Source organism: Nonomuraea roseoviolacea subsp. carminata, assembly GCF_024172185.1.
GTDB lineage: Bacteria > Actinomycetota > Actinomycetes > Streptosporangiales > Streptosporangiaceae > Nonomuraea > Nonomuraea roseoviolacea.
This window is the reverse complement of record NZ_JAMZEC010000001.1, coordinates 5,249,498-5,267,349: the sequence shown is the minus strand read 5'-3', so window position 1 is coordinate 5,267,349 and position 17,852 is coordinate 5,249,498. Positions and strand designations below refer to the sequence as shown.

Sequence of the window (17,852 nt, the reverse complement as noted above, 5' to 3'; positions counted from 1 at the left end):
TCATCCGCCGGCGGGGCCTTTCGCACGTTCTGGAACGGGTGGCTTACTCGGAGACGCCCAGCTTCTCCAGGATCAGCACCCGCGCGCGGGCCGCGTCGGCCTTGCCGCGGCTGGCCTTCATCACACCGCCGACCAGCGCGCCCACGGCGGCGATCTTGCCGGAGCGGACCTTGTCGGCCGCGTCGGCGTTGGCCGCGAGGACCTCGTCGATGATCGCGGAGAGCTCGCCCTCGTCATTGACGATCTTGAGGCCGCGCTTGTCGACCACCTCGTCCGGCGTGCCCTCGCCGTTCAGCACGCCCTCCAGCACCTCGCGGGCGAGCTTGTCGTTGAGCGCGCCGGAGGCCACCAGCTCGGTGACGCGGGCGATGTGGGCCGGCGTGATCGGCAGCTCGGCGAGCGCGGTGCCGGTCTCGTTGGCGCGGCGCGCCAGCTCGCCCATCCACCACTTGCGCGCGTCGGCCGCCGGGGCGCCCGCCGCGACCGTCGCCTCGACCAGGTCGATGGCGTCGGCGTTGTGCATGGCCTGCATGTCGAGGTCGGACAGCCCCCACTCGGCCTGCAGGCGCTTGCGCTTGACCGACGGCAGCTCGGGCAGCGCCGCCTTCAGCTCGGCCACCCACGCCGGGTCGGGCGCGATCGGCACCAGGTCGGGCTCGGGGAAGTAGCGGTAGTCCTGCGCCTCCTCCTTGGAGCGGCCGGACGTGGTCGTGCCGGTGTCCTCGTGGAAGTGCCGGGTCTCCTGCACGATCCGGCCGCCGTCGGCGAGAATCGCGCCCTGCCGCTCGATCTCGCTGCGCACGGCGCGCTCGACGCTGCGCAGGGAGTTGACGTTCTTCGTCTCGGTGCGGGTGCCCCACTCGGACGAGCCGCGCGGCATGAGCGAGACGTTGACGTCGCAGCGCAGCGACCCCTCCTCCATGCGCACGTCGGAGACGCCGAGCGAACGCATGATCTCCCGCAGCTCGGTGACGTACGCGCGGGCCACCTCCGGCGCCATCCGGTCGGTGCCCGGGATGGGCTTGGTCACGATCTCGACCAGCGGGATGCCGGCGCGGTTGTAGTCGACGATCGAGTAGTCGGCGCCGTGGATGCGGCCGGTCGCGCCACCCATGTGGGTGGACTTGCCGGTGTCCTCCTCCAGGTGGACCCGCTCGATCTCGATGCGCACGGTCTCGCCGCCGACCTCGACGTCGAGGTAGCCGTCGAAGCAGAGCGGCTCGTCGTACTGCGAGATCTGGTAGTTCTTCGGCATGTCCGGATAGAAGTAGTTCTTCCGGGCGAAGCGGCACCATTCGGCGATGGAGCAGTTCAGCGCCAGGCCGATGCGGATCGTCGACTCGATCGCCTTGGCGTTGGCCACCGGCAGCGAGCCGGGCAGCGCCAGGCAGGTCGGGCAGACCTGCGTGTTGGGCGGCGCGCCGAACATCGTGCGGCAGCCGCAGAACATCTTCGACGCGGTGCCCAGCTCGACGTGCGTCTCCAGGCCCAGCACCGGCTCGAACCGGTCGAGCGCCTCGTCGTAGGACATCTTCGTGGTCGTCACAGTGCCGGAGCCTCCTTCAGCAGCGGGCCGCCCCAGCGGCTCTCCAGGGCCTTCTCGACCGCGGCGGCGACGCGGTAGCAACGGTCGTCGCCCAGCACCGGCGCCATGATCTGCAGACCGACCGGCAGGCCGTCCTCGTCGGCCAGGCCGCACGGCACGGAGATGGCCGCGTTGCCCGCCAGGTTGGACGGGATCGTGCACAGGTCGGCGAGGTACATCGCCATCGGGTCGTCGGCCCGCTCGCCGATCGGGAACGCCGTCGTCGGCGTCGTCGGCGAGACCAGCACGTCCACCTGGTGGTAGGCGGCCTCGAACTCCCGCGCGATGACCGTGCGCACCTTCTGCGCCTGGCCGTAGTAGGCGTCGTAGTAGCCGCTCGACAGGGCGTACGTGCCGAGCATGATGCGCCGCTTGACCTCGGGGCCGAAACCAGCGGCCCGGGTCAGCGCCATGACCTCCTCGGCGCTGCGGGTGCCGTCGTCGCCGACGCGCAGGCCGTACCGCATGGCGTCGAAGCGCGCCAGGTTGGACGAGCACTCCGACGGCGCGATCAGGTAGTAGGCGGGCAGCGCCGTCACGAACGACGGGCAGGACACCTCGACGACCTTGGCGCCGAGCGACTCCAGCAGCGCCACCGCCTCGTTGAAGCGGGCCAGCACGCCCGGCTGGTAGCCGTCGCCGCCGAACTCCTTGACCACGCCGATCCGCAGGCCCGCCACGTCGCCCTGCCGGGCCGCCTCCACCACGGAGGGCACCGGCGCGTCGACGGAGGTCGAGTCGAGCGGGTCGTGCCCGGAGAACGCCTCGTGCAGCAGCGCCGCGTCGAGCACGTTGCGGGCGAACGGGCCTGGCGTGTCGAGCGAGCTGGCGAACGCGATCAGGCCGTAGCGGGACGAGCCGCCGTAGGTCGGCTTCATGCCGACGATGCCGGTGACCGCGGCGGGCTGCCGGATCGAGCCGCCCGTGTCGGTGCCGGTGGACAGCGGCGCCTGGTACGCGGCGACGGCCGCGCTCGAACCACCCGACGAGCCGCCGGGGATCTTGTTCAGGTCCCACGGGTTGCGGGTCGGGCCGTAGGCGGAGTTCTCCGTGGAGGAGCCCATCGCGAACTCGTCCAGGTTGGTCTTGCCCAGGATGACCAGCCCGGCCTCGCGCAGGCGGCGCGTGACGGTCGCGTCGTACGGCGGGCGCCAGCCCTCCAGGATCCTGGACGCGGCCGTGGTCGGCATGTCGTGGGTGGTGAAGATGTCCTTGTGCGCGATCGGCACGCCGGCCAGCGGGCCGAGCCGCTCACCGGAGCGCAGCCGCTCGTCGACGGCGCGCGCCTGGCCGAGCGTCACCTCCCGGTCGACGTGCAGGAACGCGTTGACCTTGGGCTCGACCTCGGCGATGCGGTCGAGGTGCGCCTCGGCCACCTCGACGGCCGACACCTCTCCGGCCGCGACCATCGCGCCGAGCTCGGCGGCGGTCTTCTGAATCAGGCTCATGAGCCCTCCTTCGTCGGGCGCATGAGCCTGACAGGGCTGCGTCCAATTGTTCGCTCGCTACGCTCGCTCATGCCTCCTCCCCGAGGATGCGCGGCACCCGGAAGCGGTCGTCCTCGACGGCGGGGGCGCCGGAGAGCGCCTGCTCGGGCGTCAGGGACTGTCGCACCTCGTCGGCACGGAAGACATTGGTCAGCGGGAGCGCGTGCGACGACGGCGGCACGTCCTCGGCGGCGACCTCGGCGACCTTCGCGACCGACTCGATGATGGCATCGAGCTGCGTGGCGTAGTGGTCGAGCTCGTCGTCGGTGAGCGCCAGCCTGGACAACCGGGCCAGGTGCGCGACCTCGTCGCGGGTTATGGCGGACATGAGTCGTTGAACCCGTTTCGTGGATGGAGTTTGGACACTCACATCCTAGGGGCCGTGACGGAACGCCTCCGAACCATTAACACCCTGGCAACACTCCCGGGTCTGATGCATGATCCAAGTAGGCTGTCTACATATTCGGGAGCTCCGATGGATCGCAGGACTTGGAAGCGGTTCGTCGTCACCCTGCTCGGCATGGTGGCGCTGCTGGCGGCCGGCGTCCTGACGGTCTTCCTGACCGTCTCCACCTTCTCCTTCGAGACCCGCGCCGCCAGGAACGAGGGCGTCCTAGGGACGTTCACCGCGAAGGAGGAGCATTGCCAGCGCGCCTCCTGCTCCTGGCACGGAGCCTTCGCGTCGGCCGACGGCCAGGAGACCAGGGACGACACCGTCATGCACGGCCTCAGCTTCTCGGTCGTCCCGGGAGACCGGGTGCCGGCGATCGACGTCGGCGACGGGGCCGAGGTGTATCACCCCGGCCGATTCGACTACGGACTCCCCGTCATGATGGTGCTCACCACACTCGCGTGGGCGGGGCTGGCCGTCTGGCCTGGCCGGCGGGCGCTCGAGATCTGGCGCACCCGCTCCCTCACGCCGTCTGGGTGACCTCGGGCCGGTAGCCGCATTCGATGGCCGACGAGGGCTCGAAGCGGTCGCGCAGCCACGTCGTGGCGTCGGCCGGCGACATCGGCTTGCCGAACAGCCAGCCCTGCCCCAGGTCACAGCCCATCTCGGCCAGCCGCAGCGCCGCCGCGTCCGTCTCGACACCCTCCGCGACCGAGCGCAGGCCGAGCGAGCGGACCAGGTCGACGATGGAGCGGACGATCCGTGCGTCGTCCTCGGACTCGGCGATGCGCCGCACGAACGACGCGTCGATCTTGACCTCGGAGATGGCCAGCCGCTGGAGCCGGATGAGCGAGGAGTAGCCGGTGCCGAAGTCGTCGAGCGCCAGCGGCACCCCCAGCGCGGCCAGCGCCTTGATCGCCTCGTGCTGGTAGACCTGGTCACCCATGAGGATGCGCTCGGTGACCTCGAGCTGGATCGCCGCCGGCGGGAGCTGGTACTTGGCCAGCCCCAGCTCCAGTTGCTCCGGCAGCGCCGAGTCGAGCAGGTCGCGGGCCGAGATGTTGACCGAGACCCGCACCGGCAGGCCCGTGTGCCACCAGCGGGCGGCCTGCTCCAGCGCGCTGTCGATGACGTACGCGGTGAGCTGGCGCATCAGGTACGACTGCTCGGCCAGCGGGATGAACTCCGACGGCGCGATCGGCCCGTGCACCGGATGCCGCCAGCGCAGCAGCGCCTCGACCCCGTGGACGGCGCCGTCGGCCAGGCCGACCTTGGGCTGGTAGTGCAGCCGCAGCTCGCCGTTGTCGACGGCGCGGCGCAGGTCGCCGAGCAGGTTGAGGCGCTCGGGCGAGTTGCGGTCCTTGTTGGGCTGGTAGAGCTCCACGCCCGTGCGGCCCTCCTTGGCGAGGTACATGGCCACGTCGGCGCGTTGCAGCAGCAGCTCGAAGTCGGGGGCGTGGTCGGGGTAGAGGGCGATGCCGACCGAAGCGTCGAGGTCGAACGTCATGCCCTCCAGGCGGACGGGCTCGGTCAAGGCCGCCCGCAGCCGGGACGCCACCTCACGCGCCGCGTGGGCGTCGCGGATCGACGGCAGGAGCACGGCGAACTCGTCGCCGCCCAGCCTGGCCACCACGTCGCCGGGCCGTACGGAGTGGGTCAGCCGGTGGGCCACCATCTGGAGCAGCCGGTCCCCCACCGGGTGCCCCATGGTGTCGTTGACCTCCTTGAACCGGTCGAGGTCCAGCAGGAACAGGCCGACCCGCTCCTCCTGGCGGGCCTCGGCCAGCGCCTCCTCGGTGCTGACGATGAGCATCTTGCGGTTGGGCAGGCCGGTCAGCTCGTCGTGCAGGGCCTGGTGGTCGCGGCGCATCGACAGCGTCGCGGTGAAGTAGACGGCGGCCAGCGGCGCCACGAACAGCGGCACCATCTCGGGCGCCTGGCTCATGACGACGACGACCAGCGGCGCGAGACCGAGCAGCCCCGCGTACACCAGGCTCTGCGGGCCGACCGAGGCCCTGATCACCCGCACGATCGAACGGCGCTCGTGCAGGGCGACGGCGCCGCTGACCAGCGCGGCCCGCACGGCGAAGTAGGCGACGCCCGCGATGCCGATGGCGGGCAGGTCGGCCCCCTCGGGCACCCACGGCCGGGCGGGGCTCGGCACGATCCCGAACACGCCCAGCACCACGGCGGCGGCGGTCAGCGCGAGCGTCGACTGCGCGGTGTTGAACATCACCCGATGCCAGGCCCGTCGCGTCACCACGCCGTTGATCGCGACGCCCACGCACTGCGTGATCACCGCCACGGGCAGGCCGAAGTGCAGCAGCACGGCGAAGGTGAACATCGTCGAGGGATACGTGCCGCCGACCAGGGCCGCCGAGGACACCATGACGGGCCGCAGCTCCCCCAGGATGACCAGCACGGCCAGCACCCAGAACAGGGACGTGCGGGCGAGCTCCACCATCGACCCGAGGTCCAGCCGGAGCAGGGACACGGCCAGGGCTGTGAAGCCGATCGCGGTGACGCCCGCGAGGTACGCCCACAGGGGCGTGCCGACGCGTGGTCCTGTGTCGCGGGTGTCGGTTGGGTCAGTCATCGGTAAACAGAACCCCCATCAGGTCACTATGGGAGGGTACGACCTTTACCCCACTTCGCGAAACCAAGCGCGTACGTTCCGTCACTTCTCCTATCGGACATATGCCCGGAAAGCACACTGTGTAGACAGCATATCGACGCTCTGTACCTGCGCGGCGACTTTCCGCCCTTTTGCTACCCCTGGATGTGATCTGTTCTTCCGCCGGGCGTGTCGCGGCCGCATTGACCCGGAGAACGCGGCCCTCGGGACGGACGTGAGGGCGCCGCCCGCGACCCGCCCAGAGATCAAGGCTACGGCGCGACGAGGCCGACCGCGCCGCGCCCCGCTCTGTGACCCGCGAGCGAGGGGACGGGCGGGCCGCCTGCTCGAACGCGGGCCAGGAGGAAGGGCGTGGCCCCCTCGAACGCGAACGCCCGTCAGCGTGCGACCCAGAAGCGGAGGCGAACGAGCCGGACGCCTGGGCGTCAGTCCTGGCCCCCCGGGGGGGGCAGTTTCGCGTCTGGGCGCAAGCAAAGCCTTGGGCCCGGGATGGACCCCGGGCCGGGAAGGGACCTCGGCCGGGAAGGGCCTCGGGTTGGGCGTGGCGGCTACTCCTCGGGCTTCACCGCCACCTCGGCCGCCGCCTCCGGGCCGTCCTTGAGGAGGGTCTCGAAACCGGCCTCGTCCAGGATCGGCACCCCCAGGCTGACCGCCTTGTCGTACTTCGACCCGGCGTTCTCCCCCACGACCACGAACGCGGTCTTCTTCGAGACCGACCCCGCCACCTTGCCGCCCCGGCTGGTGATCGCCTCGGCCGCCGTGTCGCGGGTGTAGCCCTCCAGCGTGCCCGTCACCACGAACGTGAGCCCGTCGAGGATCTGCGGCCCCTTCTCCGGCGCCGGCTCGTCCTCCATGCGCACCCCCGCCGCGCGCCAGCGCTCGACGATCTCGCGGTGCCAGTCGACCTGGAACCACTCCCGGATCACCGCCGCCGTGCGGGGCCCGATGTCCTTGACCGCCGCCAGCTCCTCCTCCGAGGCGTTCATGATGGCGTCCATCGAGCGCAGCTCGTGGGCGAGGAGCTGGGCGGTGGGCGGGCCGATGTGACGGATCGACAGCGCCACCAGCACCCGCCACAGCGGCACCTGCTTGGCCTGCTCCAGCGACTCCATCAGCTTGACGGCGTTCTGGCTGGCCTCGCCGCTGAGGTTGGAGAAGAACGAGACGACCTTCTCCTCGCCCGTCTTCGGGTCGATCTTGGGCAGGCCGCTGTCCATGTCGCGCACGACGGAGCGGATCGGGATGAGCTGGTCGAGCGTCAGGTCGAACAGGTCGGCCTCGGTGCGCACCACCGGCTCCTGCGGCGGCAGCGGCTGACTGAGCGCGGTGGCCGCGACGTAGCCGAGGCCGTCGATGTCGAGGGCGTTGCGCCCGGCCGCGAAGTAGAGGCGCTCGCGGATCTGCGCGGGGCAGCCGCGTGCGTTGGGGCAGCGCAGGTCGGCGTCGCCCTCGCGCTCGTAGGCCAGCTCGGTGCCGCACTCGGGGCAGTGCGTGGGCATGACGAACTCCCGCTCGGAGCCGTCGCGCAGCGCCGTCACCGGCCCGACGATCTCGGGGATGACGTCGCCCGCCTTGCGCAGCACCACGGTGTCGCCGATGAGCACGCCCTTCTTGACCACGATCGCGGCGTTGTGCAGGGTGGCCCGCTCCACCGTGGACCCGGCCACGGACACCGGCTCCATCACCCCGAACGGCGTGACCCGGCCCGTGCGGCCGACGCCGACCTGGATGTCGAGGAGCTTGGTGTTGACCTCCTCCGGCGGGTACTTGTAGGCGATCGCCCAGCGCGGCGCCCGCGAGGTGGAGCCCAGCTCCCGCTGGAGCCGGAAGTCGTCGACCTTGACCACCACGCCGTCGATCTCGTACGCGGGGTCGTGCCGGTGCACGCGGTAGTGCTCGATGAACTCGTCGACCTCGGCCGGGCTGCCCACGACCCGGTACAGGTCGCTCACCGGCAGCCCCATCTCGCGCAGCCGCTCGTACATCTCGGACTGGGTGCGCGGCGGGGTGGCGCCCTCCCAGACGCCGACCCCGTGGACGATCATGCGCAGCGGGCGCTGCGCCGTGATGCGCGGGTCCTTCTGGCGCAGCGTGCCGGCCGCCGAGTTGCGCGGGTTGGCGAACGGGGGCTTGCCCTGCTCGACGAGCTGCTCGTTGAGCGTCTTGAAGTCGGCGACCGGGATGTAGACCTCGCCGCGCACCTCGACCAGGCTGGGCACGTCGTCGCCCGTGAGCCGGTGGGGCACGCCCTTGATGGTGCGGACGTTGGCCGTCACGTCGTCGCCGGTGCGGCCGTCGCCGCGCGTCGCTCCGCGCTCCAGCCTGCCGTCGCGGTAGATCAGGGCCACGGCGAGCCCGTCGATCTTGAGCTCCACGAGGTAGGGGGCCGGGTCACGCTCGGCGAGCCGCTCGGCGCGCGCCTGCCAGGCCGCCATGTCGGCGGCGTCGAAGGCGTTGTCGAGGCTCTCCATGCGGGCGAGGTGCCGCACCTTGGCGAAGTCGCCCGAGACCGGCGCGCCCACCTTCTGGGTCGGCGAGTCGGGCGTCTGGAGCGAGGGATGCGTCTCCTCCAGCGCCAGCAGCTCGTTGAACCAGGTGTCGAACTGGGCGTCGCTGACCGTGGGCTGGTCGAGCACGTAATAGCGCCAGCGGGCCTCCTCCACCAGCTCCGACAGCTCCGCATGACGCTTCAGCGCCTCCACCGGCACGCCCCCGGCCTCGGTGTTCAGCTCGCTCACGCCGGCACTCCTTCCTTCACGACCCCTGGGAGAACGCTATCGCCGGGCACCGACAAGATTGGCCAGGTGAGAGGTCATCCGGCGGTCCCCGCCTCCGGATCCTCGCTGAGCACGCGGGCCGCCTTGCGGCACGCCGCCAGGGCCGCCCTCGCGTACGCGGGGGACGCGCCGGCCAGCCCGCACGACGGCGTCAGCACGACCTGCTCCGCCAGCCGCTCGGCCGCGAACCCGAGGCGGCGCCACAGCTCCAGTGCGGGCTTGGCGACGACGCCCACGTCGGGCAGCCGCGTGTCGGTGCCCGGCACCACGCCGAGGAACAGCAGCAGCCCCGCCTCCACGACCTCGCCGACCGCGTCCTCGTCGCGCCGCCGGACGAGGGCGGCGTCCACGGAGACGCCGCGCACGCCCGCCCTGCGCAGCACGTCGTACGGCACGGACGGCGCGCAGCAGTGGACGATCGGCGACGGGAACGCGCGCAGCGCCTCCTCCACCCGCCACTCCTCCACGGCGGGCAGCCGCCCGAAGCCCGAGGCGGTCGGCACGCTGCCGGCCAGCACCCCCGGCAGGCCCGGCTCGTCGAGCTGGAGCACCACCTCGGTGACGCCGGGCAGGCGCCGCCGCACCTCCGCGACGTGGTCGGCCACGCCCTGCGCGAGGGACTCGGCCAGGTCGCGCACCGCGCCGTGGTCGGACAGCACCTTGTCGCCGTGGCGCAGCTCCAGCGCGCCGGCCAGCGTCCACGGGCCGCACACCTGCACCTTCAGCGGCCCCTCGTAGGCGTGCCCGACCTCCTCCAGGCCGTCGAGGTCGCGCCTGAGGTGGTCGACCGCCCGCTGATGGTCGCGCCCCGGCCGCCCGGTCAGCCGCCATCCGGACGGCTGCACCTCCACCGGCAGGTCGATCAGCAACCCCGCCGTACGGCCGATCATGTCGGCGCCCACGCCCCGCCCCGGCAGTTCCGGCAGGTACGGCAGCCCCGGCACTTCGCCGAACACGACCCGCGCCGCCTCAAGGTGATCCTGGCCGGGATGCGACCCGACCCCGGTGGCTTCCCACGTCAACATGGGACAAGCGTAGGCTCTCCAGAATGAGGCTCATCAAGTACGGCCACGCGTGCTGGCGGCTGGAGAAGGACGGCAAGGTCCTCGTCATCGACCCGGGGATCTTCAGCGAGGTCGAGGCCTTGGACGGCGCCGACGCGGTGCTCATCACGCACCAGCACGCCGACCACCTTGACCCCGACCGGTTGCGGTCGGCGCCCGCCGACCTGGAGGTCTGGACGTGCGAGGCGGTCGCCCAGGAGCTGGCGGAGGTGCCGGTCAAGGTGCGGACGGTGCGCCATGGCGACGCGTTCGAGGTGGCGGGGTTCGGGGTGCGGACGTTCGGCGAGTGGCACGCGGACAACCATCCCGACATGCCGGTCGTGGAGAACGTCGGATTCATGATCGACGAGGAGCTGTTCTACCCGGGTGACGCGCTGACGGTGCCCGAGGTGGAGGTGCCGACCCTGCTGGTGCCCACCACGGCGCCGTGGCTGCGGCTGCCGGCCATGGTCGAGTATCTGCGCACGATCCGGCCGGCGCGGGCGTACTCGACGCATGACGCGCTGTACAGCGAGGTGGGGCTGGGATTGCTGGACACCTGGCTCAAGCTGGAGGCCGACAAGCAGGGCGCCGACATCCGGCGCGTCCCCGTCGGCGGGTCGGTCGACCTGCCCTGACGCCCCGCTCCTGACCCCTCCGGGCTCGCGGGTCGCCTGCCCGGAAGGCGCGGACGAGCGGTCAGGCCGCGTGGGTGATCGTGGCGCTGCCGATGACGGTCGCGCCCGAGTAGAGCACCGCGGCCTGACCCGCGGCGACACCCGTGGCCGGCCGGTCGAGCTCGACGCGCAGCCCGTCGCCGGTCTCCTCGAAGCGGCACCCGTACACCTCGCCGTGCGCGCGGAGCTGGACGGTCAGGTCGTCGTGGCTCGACGGGCCGTTCCAGACCGGACGGCCGCACGTGATCGTCGTGACCTCCAGCGCCGAGCGCGGCCCCACCGTGACCGTGTTGGACACCGGCTCGATCGACAGCACGTAGCGCGGCCTGCCGTCGGCGGCCGGCCGGTCGATGCGCAGGCCCTTGCGCTGGCCCACCGTGAACCCGTGGGCCCCCTGGTGGCTGCCCACCACCTCGCCCGACTGGTCGACGATCGGCCCCTCGGCGGCGCCCAGCCGCGCGGAGAGGAAACCCCGGGTGTCGCCGTCGGCGATGAAGCAGATGTCGTGGCTGTCGGGCTTGTCGGCGACGGTCAGGCCGCGCCGGGCCGCCTCCTCGCGCACCTCGGCCTTGGTGGAGTCGCCCAGCGGGAAGATCGCGTGGCTGAGCTGCTCGCGGGTGAGCACGCCCAGCACGTACGACTGGTCCTTGGCCTGGTCGACGCTGCGCGAGAGCACGCCGTCGACGAGCCTGGCGTGGTGGCCGGTCGCCACGGCGTCGAACCCGAGCGCCAGCGCCCGGTCCAGCACCGCCGCGAACTTGATCTTCTCGTTGCACCGCAGGCACGGATTGGGCGTGCGGCCCGCCGCGTACTCGGCGACGAAGTCCTCGACCACGTCGCGCTGGAAGCGCTCGGCCATGTCCCAGATGTAGAACGGGATGCCGATCACGTCGGCGGCGCGGCGCGCGTCACGCGAGTCCTCGATCGTGCAGCAGCCCCGGGCGCCCGTGCGGTGGGATTGGGGGTTGGCCGACAGGGCGAGATGGACACCGGTGACATCGTGACCGGCCTCGGCGATCCGCGCGGCGGCCACGGCTGAGTCGACGCCGCCCGACATGGCGGCAAGCACACGCAATCCCATGACGTTCCAAGCGTACTGTCCGATGGACAGTGGGCCTCGCGCCCGGTGGCGGTCCGGGCCATGTCCTGGAGTCCCCACCCCGGGGTGAGGCCGCGAGCACCCGCGCGGTCTGGAAGGATGCACGGCTATGCGACTGTTCGAGCGCAAGGACGGCGAGGACGGTATCCCCAGGCACGGGAAGGTCCGGCCGGATGACGGCGTGCCCGCGTTCTGGGCGTGGTGGGAGGAGACGCGGCCCCGCATCGACTCCCTGGTGGCCGCCGACGACATCATCGGCATGGGGGAGTTGGTCGACCGCGCCGTGTTGACGCTCCACCCCGATCTGAAGTGGGAGCTCGCCCCCGGCAAGGAGGCGGCGCACGCCCTGGTGGTGACCGCCGCGGGTGATGCCGAGCTGCGCCCCCTGGCCCACCGCTGGGCCGCGGCGGCGCCGGAGGGCGACCTGCTGTGGGAGTTCCACCCGTCGCGGCAGGCCGACCCGCGGGCGACGGAGCGCACGGTCAACGTGGACGGCGACCTCCTCAAGCTGGACAAGCTGACGCTCGGGCTGCGCGTGCCGCGTGACGGCTCGCGCGTCGACGTGTCGGCCTACCACCCGGCCTTCGCCGACCTCGACGCGGACGACCGGATGGACGCGACGCTGATCGCCCTCGACTGGCTGCTGGGCGAGGACGAGGTGGCCCGCTGGGTGGGCGAGATCATGCCGGTGACGTTCGAGCCGATCGACGCGGTGGCCGCCGCGCACCTGCCGGCCGTGGTGGCCGACCTGGCCGCGGACCTCGCGCCCGCCGCCGGCGAGGAGCAGTGGGCGCTGCTGGAGGGGCAGACGGGCGGCGGCGCGCCGCTGACCGCGACCGCCCGGCATCCGCTGCGGCCGGTGGATCATCCGCTGTTCGACCAGCACGTGCAGATCGCGGTGCCGTACCGGCACCGCGACGAGGGCGGCCTGCCCGCGGGCGACTCGGTCGCCGCGCTGCGCGCCTTCGAGGAGCGGCTGTCGGCGGGGCTGCTCGACCGGCGGGAGACGGCCCTGCTGGCCGTCCATGTGAGCGCCGAGGGGCTGCGGGTCTTCCACGTGTACGCCGACTCGGAGGGCGACGCCGCGGCCTGGGCGAAGGAACTGGCCAAGGGGTGGGACGAGGGCAAGGCGCGGGTGACGGTCGCGGACGACCCGGCCTGGACCGCGGTCGCCCCCTTCCTCACCTGATTCTTGGCCTCAGCTGATCGCTGGAAAGGCGCCGCGGGATCGGCGGTCAGCCCAGGCCGGCGCGGCGGGCGCGTTCGACGGCCGCCGGCAGCACCTCGACGAGCCGGTCCACGTCGTCGCGCGTCGAGGTGTGCCCCAGCGAGAACCTGAGGGAGCCGCGCGCCGACACCGCGTCGGCGCCCATGGCCAGCAGCACGTGGGACGGCTGAGCCACACCGGCCGAGCAGGCGGAGCCGGTCGAGCACTCCACGCCCTTGGCGTCGAGCAGCATGAGCAGCGCGTCGCCCTCGCAGCCGGGGAACGAGAAGTGGGCGTTGCCCGGCAGCCGCTCGTCCGGGTCGCCGTTGAGCACCACGTCGGGCACCGCCTCGCGGACGCGCCGGATCAGGTCGTCGCGCAGCTCCGCCAGCCGTAGCCGCTGGCTCTCCTGCTCCTTGACCGCGATCCGCACCGCGGCGGCGAAGCCGGCGATGGCGGGCGCGTCGAGCGTGCCGGAGCGCACGTCGCGCTCCTGCCCGCCGCCGTGCTGTACGGGCACCGGCGTCAGGCCGCGGGCCAGCAGCAGCGCGCCCACCCCGACGGGGCCGCCGATCTTGTGGCCGCTGACGGTGACCGCGTCGGCCCCCGACGCCGCGAACGAGACGGGGAGCTGGCCGACGGCCTGCACCGCGTCGGTGTGGAACGGGATGCCGTGGTCGCGCGCCACCGCGGCCAGCACGTGGACCGGCTGGACGGTGCCGACCTCGTTGTTGGCCCACATCACGCTGACCAGGGCGACGTCGCCCGGGTCGCGGTCGATGGCGGCGCGCAGCGCGTCGGGCCGGACGCGGCCGAGCTCGTCGACGGGCAGGAGCTCCACCTGGGCGCCCTGCGTGTCGGCCAGCCAGTGGGCGGGGTCGAGGACGCCGTGATGCTCGACCGAGCTGACCAGGACGCGGCGGCGCGGGGCGCGCGCCCAGTAGAGGCCCTTGAGCGCGAGGTTGTCGGCCTCGGTGCCGCCGGAGGTGAACACCACCTCGCTCGGCCGGGCGCCCAGCGCGTCGGCGATGCTCTCGCGCGACTCCTCGACGACCCGGCGCGCCCGCCGGCCCGCCGCGTGCAGCGACGAGGCGTTGCCGACCTGGCCGAGCTGCTCGGTCATGGCCTCGATCGCCTCGGGAAGCATCGGCGTGGTCGCCGCGTGATCAAGGTAGGCCGACGGTCTGCTCACCCGCCAAGGGTATCTCGTTTGCTACTGTACCGTCCGGACGGTACAGTAGAGGCATGAGACGGGACGAGTTGCTGGACGCCGCGGAGGACCTGCTCTGCGATCAGGGCTCGGCCGCGCTCACACTCTCGGCCGTCGCCGACCGCGCGGGGGTGAGCAAGGGGGGCCTCCTCTACCACTTCGGCAGCAAGGAAGCCCTGATCAAGGGCATGGTCGAGCGTCTCATCGACGAGTTCGACCAGCTCCTGGCCGCCCAGCCGGGCGACACCTACACCGAGCGCTACCTCATGGCCACACTGGCGGCCGTCCGTTCGGGACGGCTGCGACGATGGGCCGTGGTCACCGGGGCCTCGGGCAACCTGTTCCTGCTGGCGCCGCTGCGCGAGGCCATGACCCGCTGGCACCGCGACGAGCTGCGTGACGAGCCCGACCCGCTGGGGTCCCAGGTGGTGCGCCTGGCATGTGAGGGGCTCTGGGACGTGGCCAGCCACGACCCGGAGCTCAACACGGAGAGCGACCTCCAGGCCCTGGAGGCCCGGCTCCGCGCGCTGCTGAAACCTCCCCCGGTGCCGTAGACCGACCCGAGGGCCCCTGCGGCACCCAAGGGAACCTGGGCCGCGGCCCGAGGAACCCGAGCCGACCCATGGCCGCGGCCCGAGGAATCGGACGAGCCGTAAAGGCGGCGCCGGGCGGAAATAAGGCGGCCCACGGCGGTGTTGCAGGCTCTGGCCCGGGGATCAGCCCAGGCCGCGGCGGCCGGTGCGGGGACGCACGGCGCCCACCTCGCGTGGGCCCGTTTCCCCCGCGTTCCGGCCCATGGCCCCTTCACGGAGACGGGGCCCGCCGCGCCCACCAGGCGATCTCCGTAATCGGGCCACAGCGGCACCACGCCGCGCCCCCGCCCAGGACGCCGGCCACGACCCGGCGGGCGTCCGCATGCATTCAGGACGCCGGCCCCCACCGGCGCCCGACCCCCTCCCCGAGGGCCACGGCATCCCCGCCGCGCCCCACCGAGCCCCCAAGGGCGCCGGCCCCCGCCGCGCCCGACCCCCGCGGGCGCCGGCACCCACCGGCGCCCGGCCCCCGAGAGGGCACCGGCACCCCCGCCGGCGCCCCTCCCCCGACTTTTCCCATGACGTTCGTGACGCTTAGAGAGGTGCGCTGTGATGATGGCGAAGGACCTGCGGACAGCCCGGTACGGGGCCGTCCTGACGTTCGTGATGGCCGGACTGATGGTGGGCACGATGACCGTGCGCATCCCGGCCTTGACCGACAAGCTGGGCCTGTCGGAGTCAGTCGTGGGCGCCATCCTGCTCGTCTGGGGCCTCGGCGCCCTGGTCACCATGCAGTCCATGCGCCGCGTCATGGCCCGCTTCGGCAGCAGGAGCGTCCTGCGCGTCGGCGGGCCGCTCACGGCGCTCGGCCTGGTGGCCGTGGCGTTCGCGCCGAACCTGCCGGTCCTCCTGGCGGCCGCCGCGTTCTTCGGCCTCGCGTTCGGCATGGTGGACATCGCGATGAACGCGCAGGGCTCCATCGTCGAGCGCGCCTACGGACGTCCCCTGATGAACGGCATGCACGCGGGCTGGTGCGTCGGCGCCATCTCCGCGGGCGGGCTGGGCAGCCTGGCCATCGCGCTGGGCCTGTCCTTCACCACGAACCTGGCGCTCGTCGGCCTGGTCTCCCTGCCGGTGATGATCCTGGCCGGCCGCGCCTACCTGGCCGAGGCGCCCGTCCGCGAGACCGGGACGGACGCGCGGCGCCGCATGCCGCCGATCGTCTACCTGCTGGGCGCGCTGATGTTCTTCGCGTTCATGGTCGAGGGCACGGTCGCCGACTGGAACGGCCTGTTCATGCGCGACACGCTGGGCGCGCCGGAGGCGGTGGCGGCGCTCGGGTATCCCGTGTTCGAGGTGGGCATGCTGCTCGCCCGGCTGACCGGCGACCGGCTGCGCTCGCGGTTCGGGGTGCGCGGCATGCTGACCGTGTCGGGCCTGGCCACGGCCGGGTTCTTCACGGCCGTGCTGGCGGCGCCCGCGCCGCTGATGGCGGTGTTCGCGATGTTCTTCGTGGGGCTCGGCGTGGCGACGATCTCGCCGATGACCCTGTCGCTCGCCGGCACCGCCACGGACAACCCCGGACCGGCGATCGCCCAGGCCGGCGCCATGGGGTACGCGGGCCTGCTGCTCGGCCCGGTCGTGATCGGGTTCCTGTCGGACGCCACCTCGCTGCGTACCGCGCTCGGGCTCGCGGTGGTGCTCGGCCTGCTGATCACGCTGGCCGCGCGCCTGCTGCCGCGCGAGGAGCCCGCGGCGGTCCGGGTGCTGCCGGCGCGCGAGCGCGAGCGCGTCGAGGTCGCCGCCTGAGCCACCACGCTTCGGTGGTCACACGAACGATCCTTCGGCGGTCACGCTAACGGCGCCGCACGGATGATCCGTGCGGCGCCGTTCCACGTCGTCCAGGACGCACCTGGCGCTACTGGAACGACTGCCCGTTCGCGGGCCAGCGGCTCAGCGCACCGAAGGCGGTGATGGCGTCATCAGCCACTCTGGTCGAACAGCTCCTGAAGAGTCTGGGCGGTCACCGCACGGGTGGCCCAGCTCTCCAACTGAGCCAGATCAGCGCAGGTGGAGATCCGAGCACGCATGTCGTCCGGAACACCGAAACCACGAGCGCCCAGCACAAGCAGGAGCATCCTGGCCGCCTCTTCGGCCTTACCCTTTGCTCTGCCTTCTGCTCTGCCTTCATCGAGGCCGCGACCATAGTGCTCGCGCGCGAAGGGGCTGTAGACCGGCCAGTCGGTGGACGTCATGATCTCCTCCAGAAGGCGCCGTCAGGCACTCTGGTCGAAGAGCTCCTGCAGAGCCTGGGCGGTCACCGCACGGGTGGTCCAGCTCTCCAACTGAGCCAGATCATCGCAGGTGGAGATCTGGACACGCATGTCGTCGGGAAGCTCGAAACCACGGGCAGCCAGCACAAGCAGGAGCATCCTGGCCGCCTCTTCGGCTTTACCCTTTGCTTCGCCTTCTGCTCTGCCTTCTGCTCTGCCTTCGTCGAGGCCGCGACCATAGTGCTCGCGCGCGAAGGGGCTGTAGACCGGCCAGTCGGTGGACGTCATGATCTCCTCCAGAAGGCGCCGCACGTCGGGCGACGACATGCTGTAAGCGTATTCATAGTACTTCGGAGCGTAAGGATCCCGCAGCTCAGTCAGCGCCGTGGCGAAAGCCTCCACCACCTTGCGGTCGCCGCCGTGAACCATGACCGCTATCGCCGACAGCCACAGGTTGGCCGCGGCCTCCTGAGGATCGATGATGGCCGGTATGCCGTCCGGCCCCAGCACCTGAGCCTGCAAGCGATAACCGGTCAGCCCTGACTCGACCGGCGCCGCGTAGTGGGCGGCGACGCCGCGATCCGGACAGACGACCAGGACTGTGACGTCGCAGCCCAGTAACAGCCACAACGCGGCGGCATAGCGTGCCAGTTGCCGCGGGTTCTTGGACTTGTCCTGTTGGATCTCGACAATGATGGCGTGCGCCGGCGCCTGCGGTGGTCCCAGGACGATGACCAGGTCGGCCTCGATGTCGTCGGAAGGCCGGGTGTTGAAGGTGGACTTCTCCAGGCGGATCAGCGGGGTGGCGGGCAGTTCCACTCCCAGAAGATCACGCAGAACCTCGACCACCAGCTCGGGGCGGCTGCTGAACAGCCGGACGAGGGCGTCATGACGGGGGGACGGCATGGCACCCATTGTCACATGTCGAGCACGTA

At 71.9% G+C, this 17,852-nt stretch carries 15 protein-coding genes; 5 read left to right on the top strand and 10 right to left on the bottom strand.

Annotation, left to right across the window (positions count from 1 at the left end):
- Positions 1–43 precede the first annotated feature (43 nt).
- The 3 genes from gatB to gatC all read right to left on the bottom strand — a co-directional run bounded on the left by gatB (position 44) and on the right by gatC (position 3,400).
- Positions 44–1,531: an Asp-tRNA(Asn)/Glu-tRNA(Gln) amidotransferase subunit GatB gene (gene gatB, locus HD595_RS24525; protein WP_253781295.1), complete on the bottom strand. Its 1,488-nt coding sequence runs from the start codon at positions 1,529–1,531 to the stop codon at positions 44–46.
- A gap of 11 nt (positions 1,532–1,542) precedes the next feature.
- Positions 1,543–3,033 carry an Asp-tRNA(Asn)/Glu-tRNA(Gln) amidotransferase subunit GatA gene (gene gatA, locus HD595_RS24520; RefSeq protein WP_253772830.1) on the bottom strand — a complete coding sequence of 497 codons (1,491 nt, stop codon included), beginning with the start codon at positions 3,031–3,033 and terminating at the stop codon, positions 1,543–1,545.
- Between the two features lie 67 nt (positions 3,034–3,100).
- Entirely contained in the window at positions 3,101–3,400 is a 300-nt protein-coding gene (gene gatC / locus HD595_RS24515; RefSeq protein ID WP_101787882.1) for an Asp-tRNA(Asn)/Glu-tRNA(Gln) amidotransferase subunit GatC, read from the bottom strand.
- Between the two features lie 147 nt (positions 3,401–3,547).
- Here gatC and HD595_RS24510 point away from each other — a divergent pair, with 147 nt between their 5' ends.
- Entirely contained in the window at positions 3,548–4,003 is a 456-nt protein-coding gene (locus HD595_RS24510; protein WP_253772829.1) for a hypothetical protein, read from the top strand.
- On the opposite strand, the gene HD595_RS24505 is transcribed toward HD595_RS24510, so the two are convergent.
- From HD595_RS24505 to HD595_RS24495, 3 genes are all read right to left on the bottom strand, one after another.
- On the bottom strand, positions 3,987–6,059 hold the full coding sequence (locus tag HD595_RS24505; RefSeq protein WP_253772827.1) for a putative bifunctional diguanylate cyclase/phosphodiesterase: 2,073 nt from the start codon (positions 6,057–6,059) through the stop codon (positions 3,987–3,989). The two genes, HD595_RS24510 and HD595_RS24505, sit on opposite strands and share 17 nt — an antisense overlap.
- A 587-nt stretch (positions 6,060–6,646) precedes the next feature.
- Positions 6,647–8,836: an NAD-dependent DNA ligase LigA gene (ligA, locus tag HD595_RS24500; RefSeq protein WP_253772825.1), complete on the bottom strand. Its 2,190-nt coding sequence runs from the start codon at positions 8,834–8,836 to the stop codon at positions 6,647–6,649.
- A gap of 74 nt (positions 8,837–8,910) precedes the next feature.
- Positions 8,911–9,900, bottom strand: coding sequence for a methionine synthase (locus HD595_RS24495; RefSeq protein WP_253772823.1), 990 nt, complete (start codon positions 9,898–9,900; stop codon positions 8,911–8,913).
- Positions 9,901–9,923: 23 nt separating this feature from the next.
- On the opposite strand from HD595_RS24495, the gene HD595_RS24490 reads away from it, so the two are divergent.
- Positions 9,924–10,556, top strand: coding sequence for an MBL fold metallo-hydrolase (locus tag HD595_RS24490; protein ID WP_253772821.1), 633 nt, complete (start codon positions 9,924–9,926; stop codon positions 10,554–10,556).
- A 61-nt stretch (positions 10,557–10,617) separates the two neighbouring features.
- Here the strand turns inward: HD595_RS24490 and mnmA are convergent, their stop codons facing one another.
- Positions 10,618–11,676, bottom strand: coding sequence for a tRNA 2-thiouridine(34) synthase MnmA (gene mnmA, locus HD595_RS24485; protein WP_253772819.1), 1,059 nt, complete (start codon positions 11,674–11,676; stop codon positions 10,618–10,620).
- Between the two features lie 127 nt (positions 11,677–11,803).
- Here mnmA and HD595_RS24480 point away from each other — a divergent pair, with 127 nt between their 5' ends.
- Entirely contained in the window at positions 11,804–12,883 is a 1,080-nt protein-coding gene (locus HD595_RS24480) for a DUF695 domain-containing protein (protein WP_253772817.1), read from the top strand.
- A 46-nt stretch (positions 12,884–12,929) separates the two neighbouring features.
- On the opposite strand, the gene HD595_RS24475 is transcribed toward HD595_RS24480, so the two are convergent.
- On the bottom strand, positions 12,930–14,093 hold the full coding sequence (locus HD595_RS24475) for a cysteine desulfurase family protein (RefSeq protein ID WP_308211222.1): 1,164 nt from the start codon (positions 14,091–14,093) through the stop codon (positions 12,930–12,932).
- A 53-nt stretch (positions 14,094–14,146) separates the two neighbouring features.
- Between HD595_RS24475 and HD595_RS24470 the strand changes: the two genes are divergently transcribed.
- Entirely contained in the window at positions 14,147–14,665 is a 519-nt protein-coding gene (locus HD595_RS24470) for a TetR/AcrR family transcriptional regulator (protein ID WP_253772815.1), read from the top strand.
- Positions 14,666–15,256: 591 nt separating this feature from the next.
- Positions 15,257–16,453, top strand: a complete 1,197-nt coding sequence (locus HD595_RS24465) for an MFS transporter (protein WP_253772813.1) — start codon at positions 15,257–15,259, stop codon at positions 16,451–16,453.
- Positions 16,454–16,626: 173 nt separating this feature from the next.
- On the opposite strand, the gene HD595_RS24460 is transcribed toward HD595_RS24465, so the two are convergent.
- The gene (locus tag HD595_RS24460) at positions 16,627–16,899 is read right to left on the bottom strand and encodes an RpnC/YadD family protein (RefSeq protein ID WP_253772811.1); all 273 of its coding nucleotides are present in this window, start codon (positions 16,897–16,899) and stop codon (positions 16,627–16,629) included.
- Between the two features lie 21 nt (positions 16,900–16,920).
- Positions 16,921–17,823 (bottom strand): RpnC/YadD family protein, encoded by a 903-nt coding sequence (locus HD595_RS24455; protein ID WP_253772809.1) that lies wholly within the window; start codon positions 17,821–17,823, stop codon positions 16,921–16,923.
- Positions 17,824–17,852: the final 29 nt, after the last annotated feature.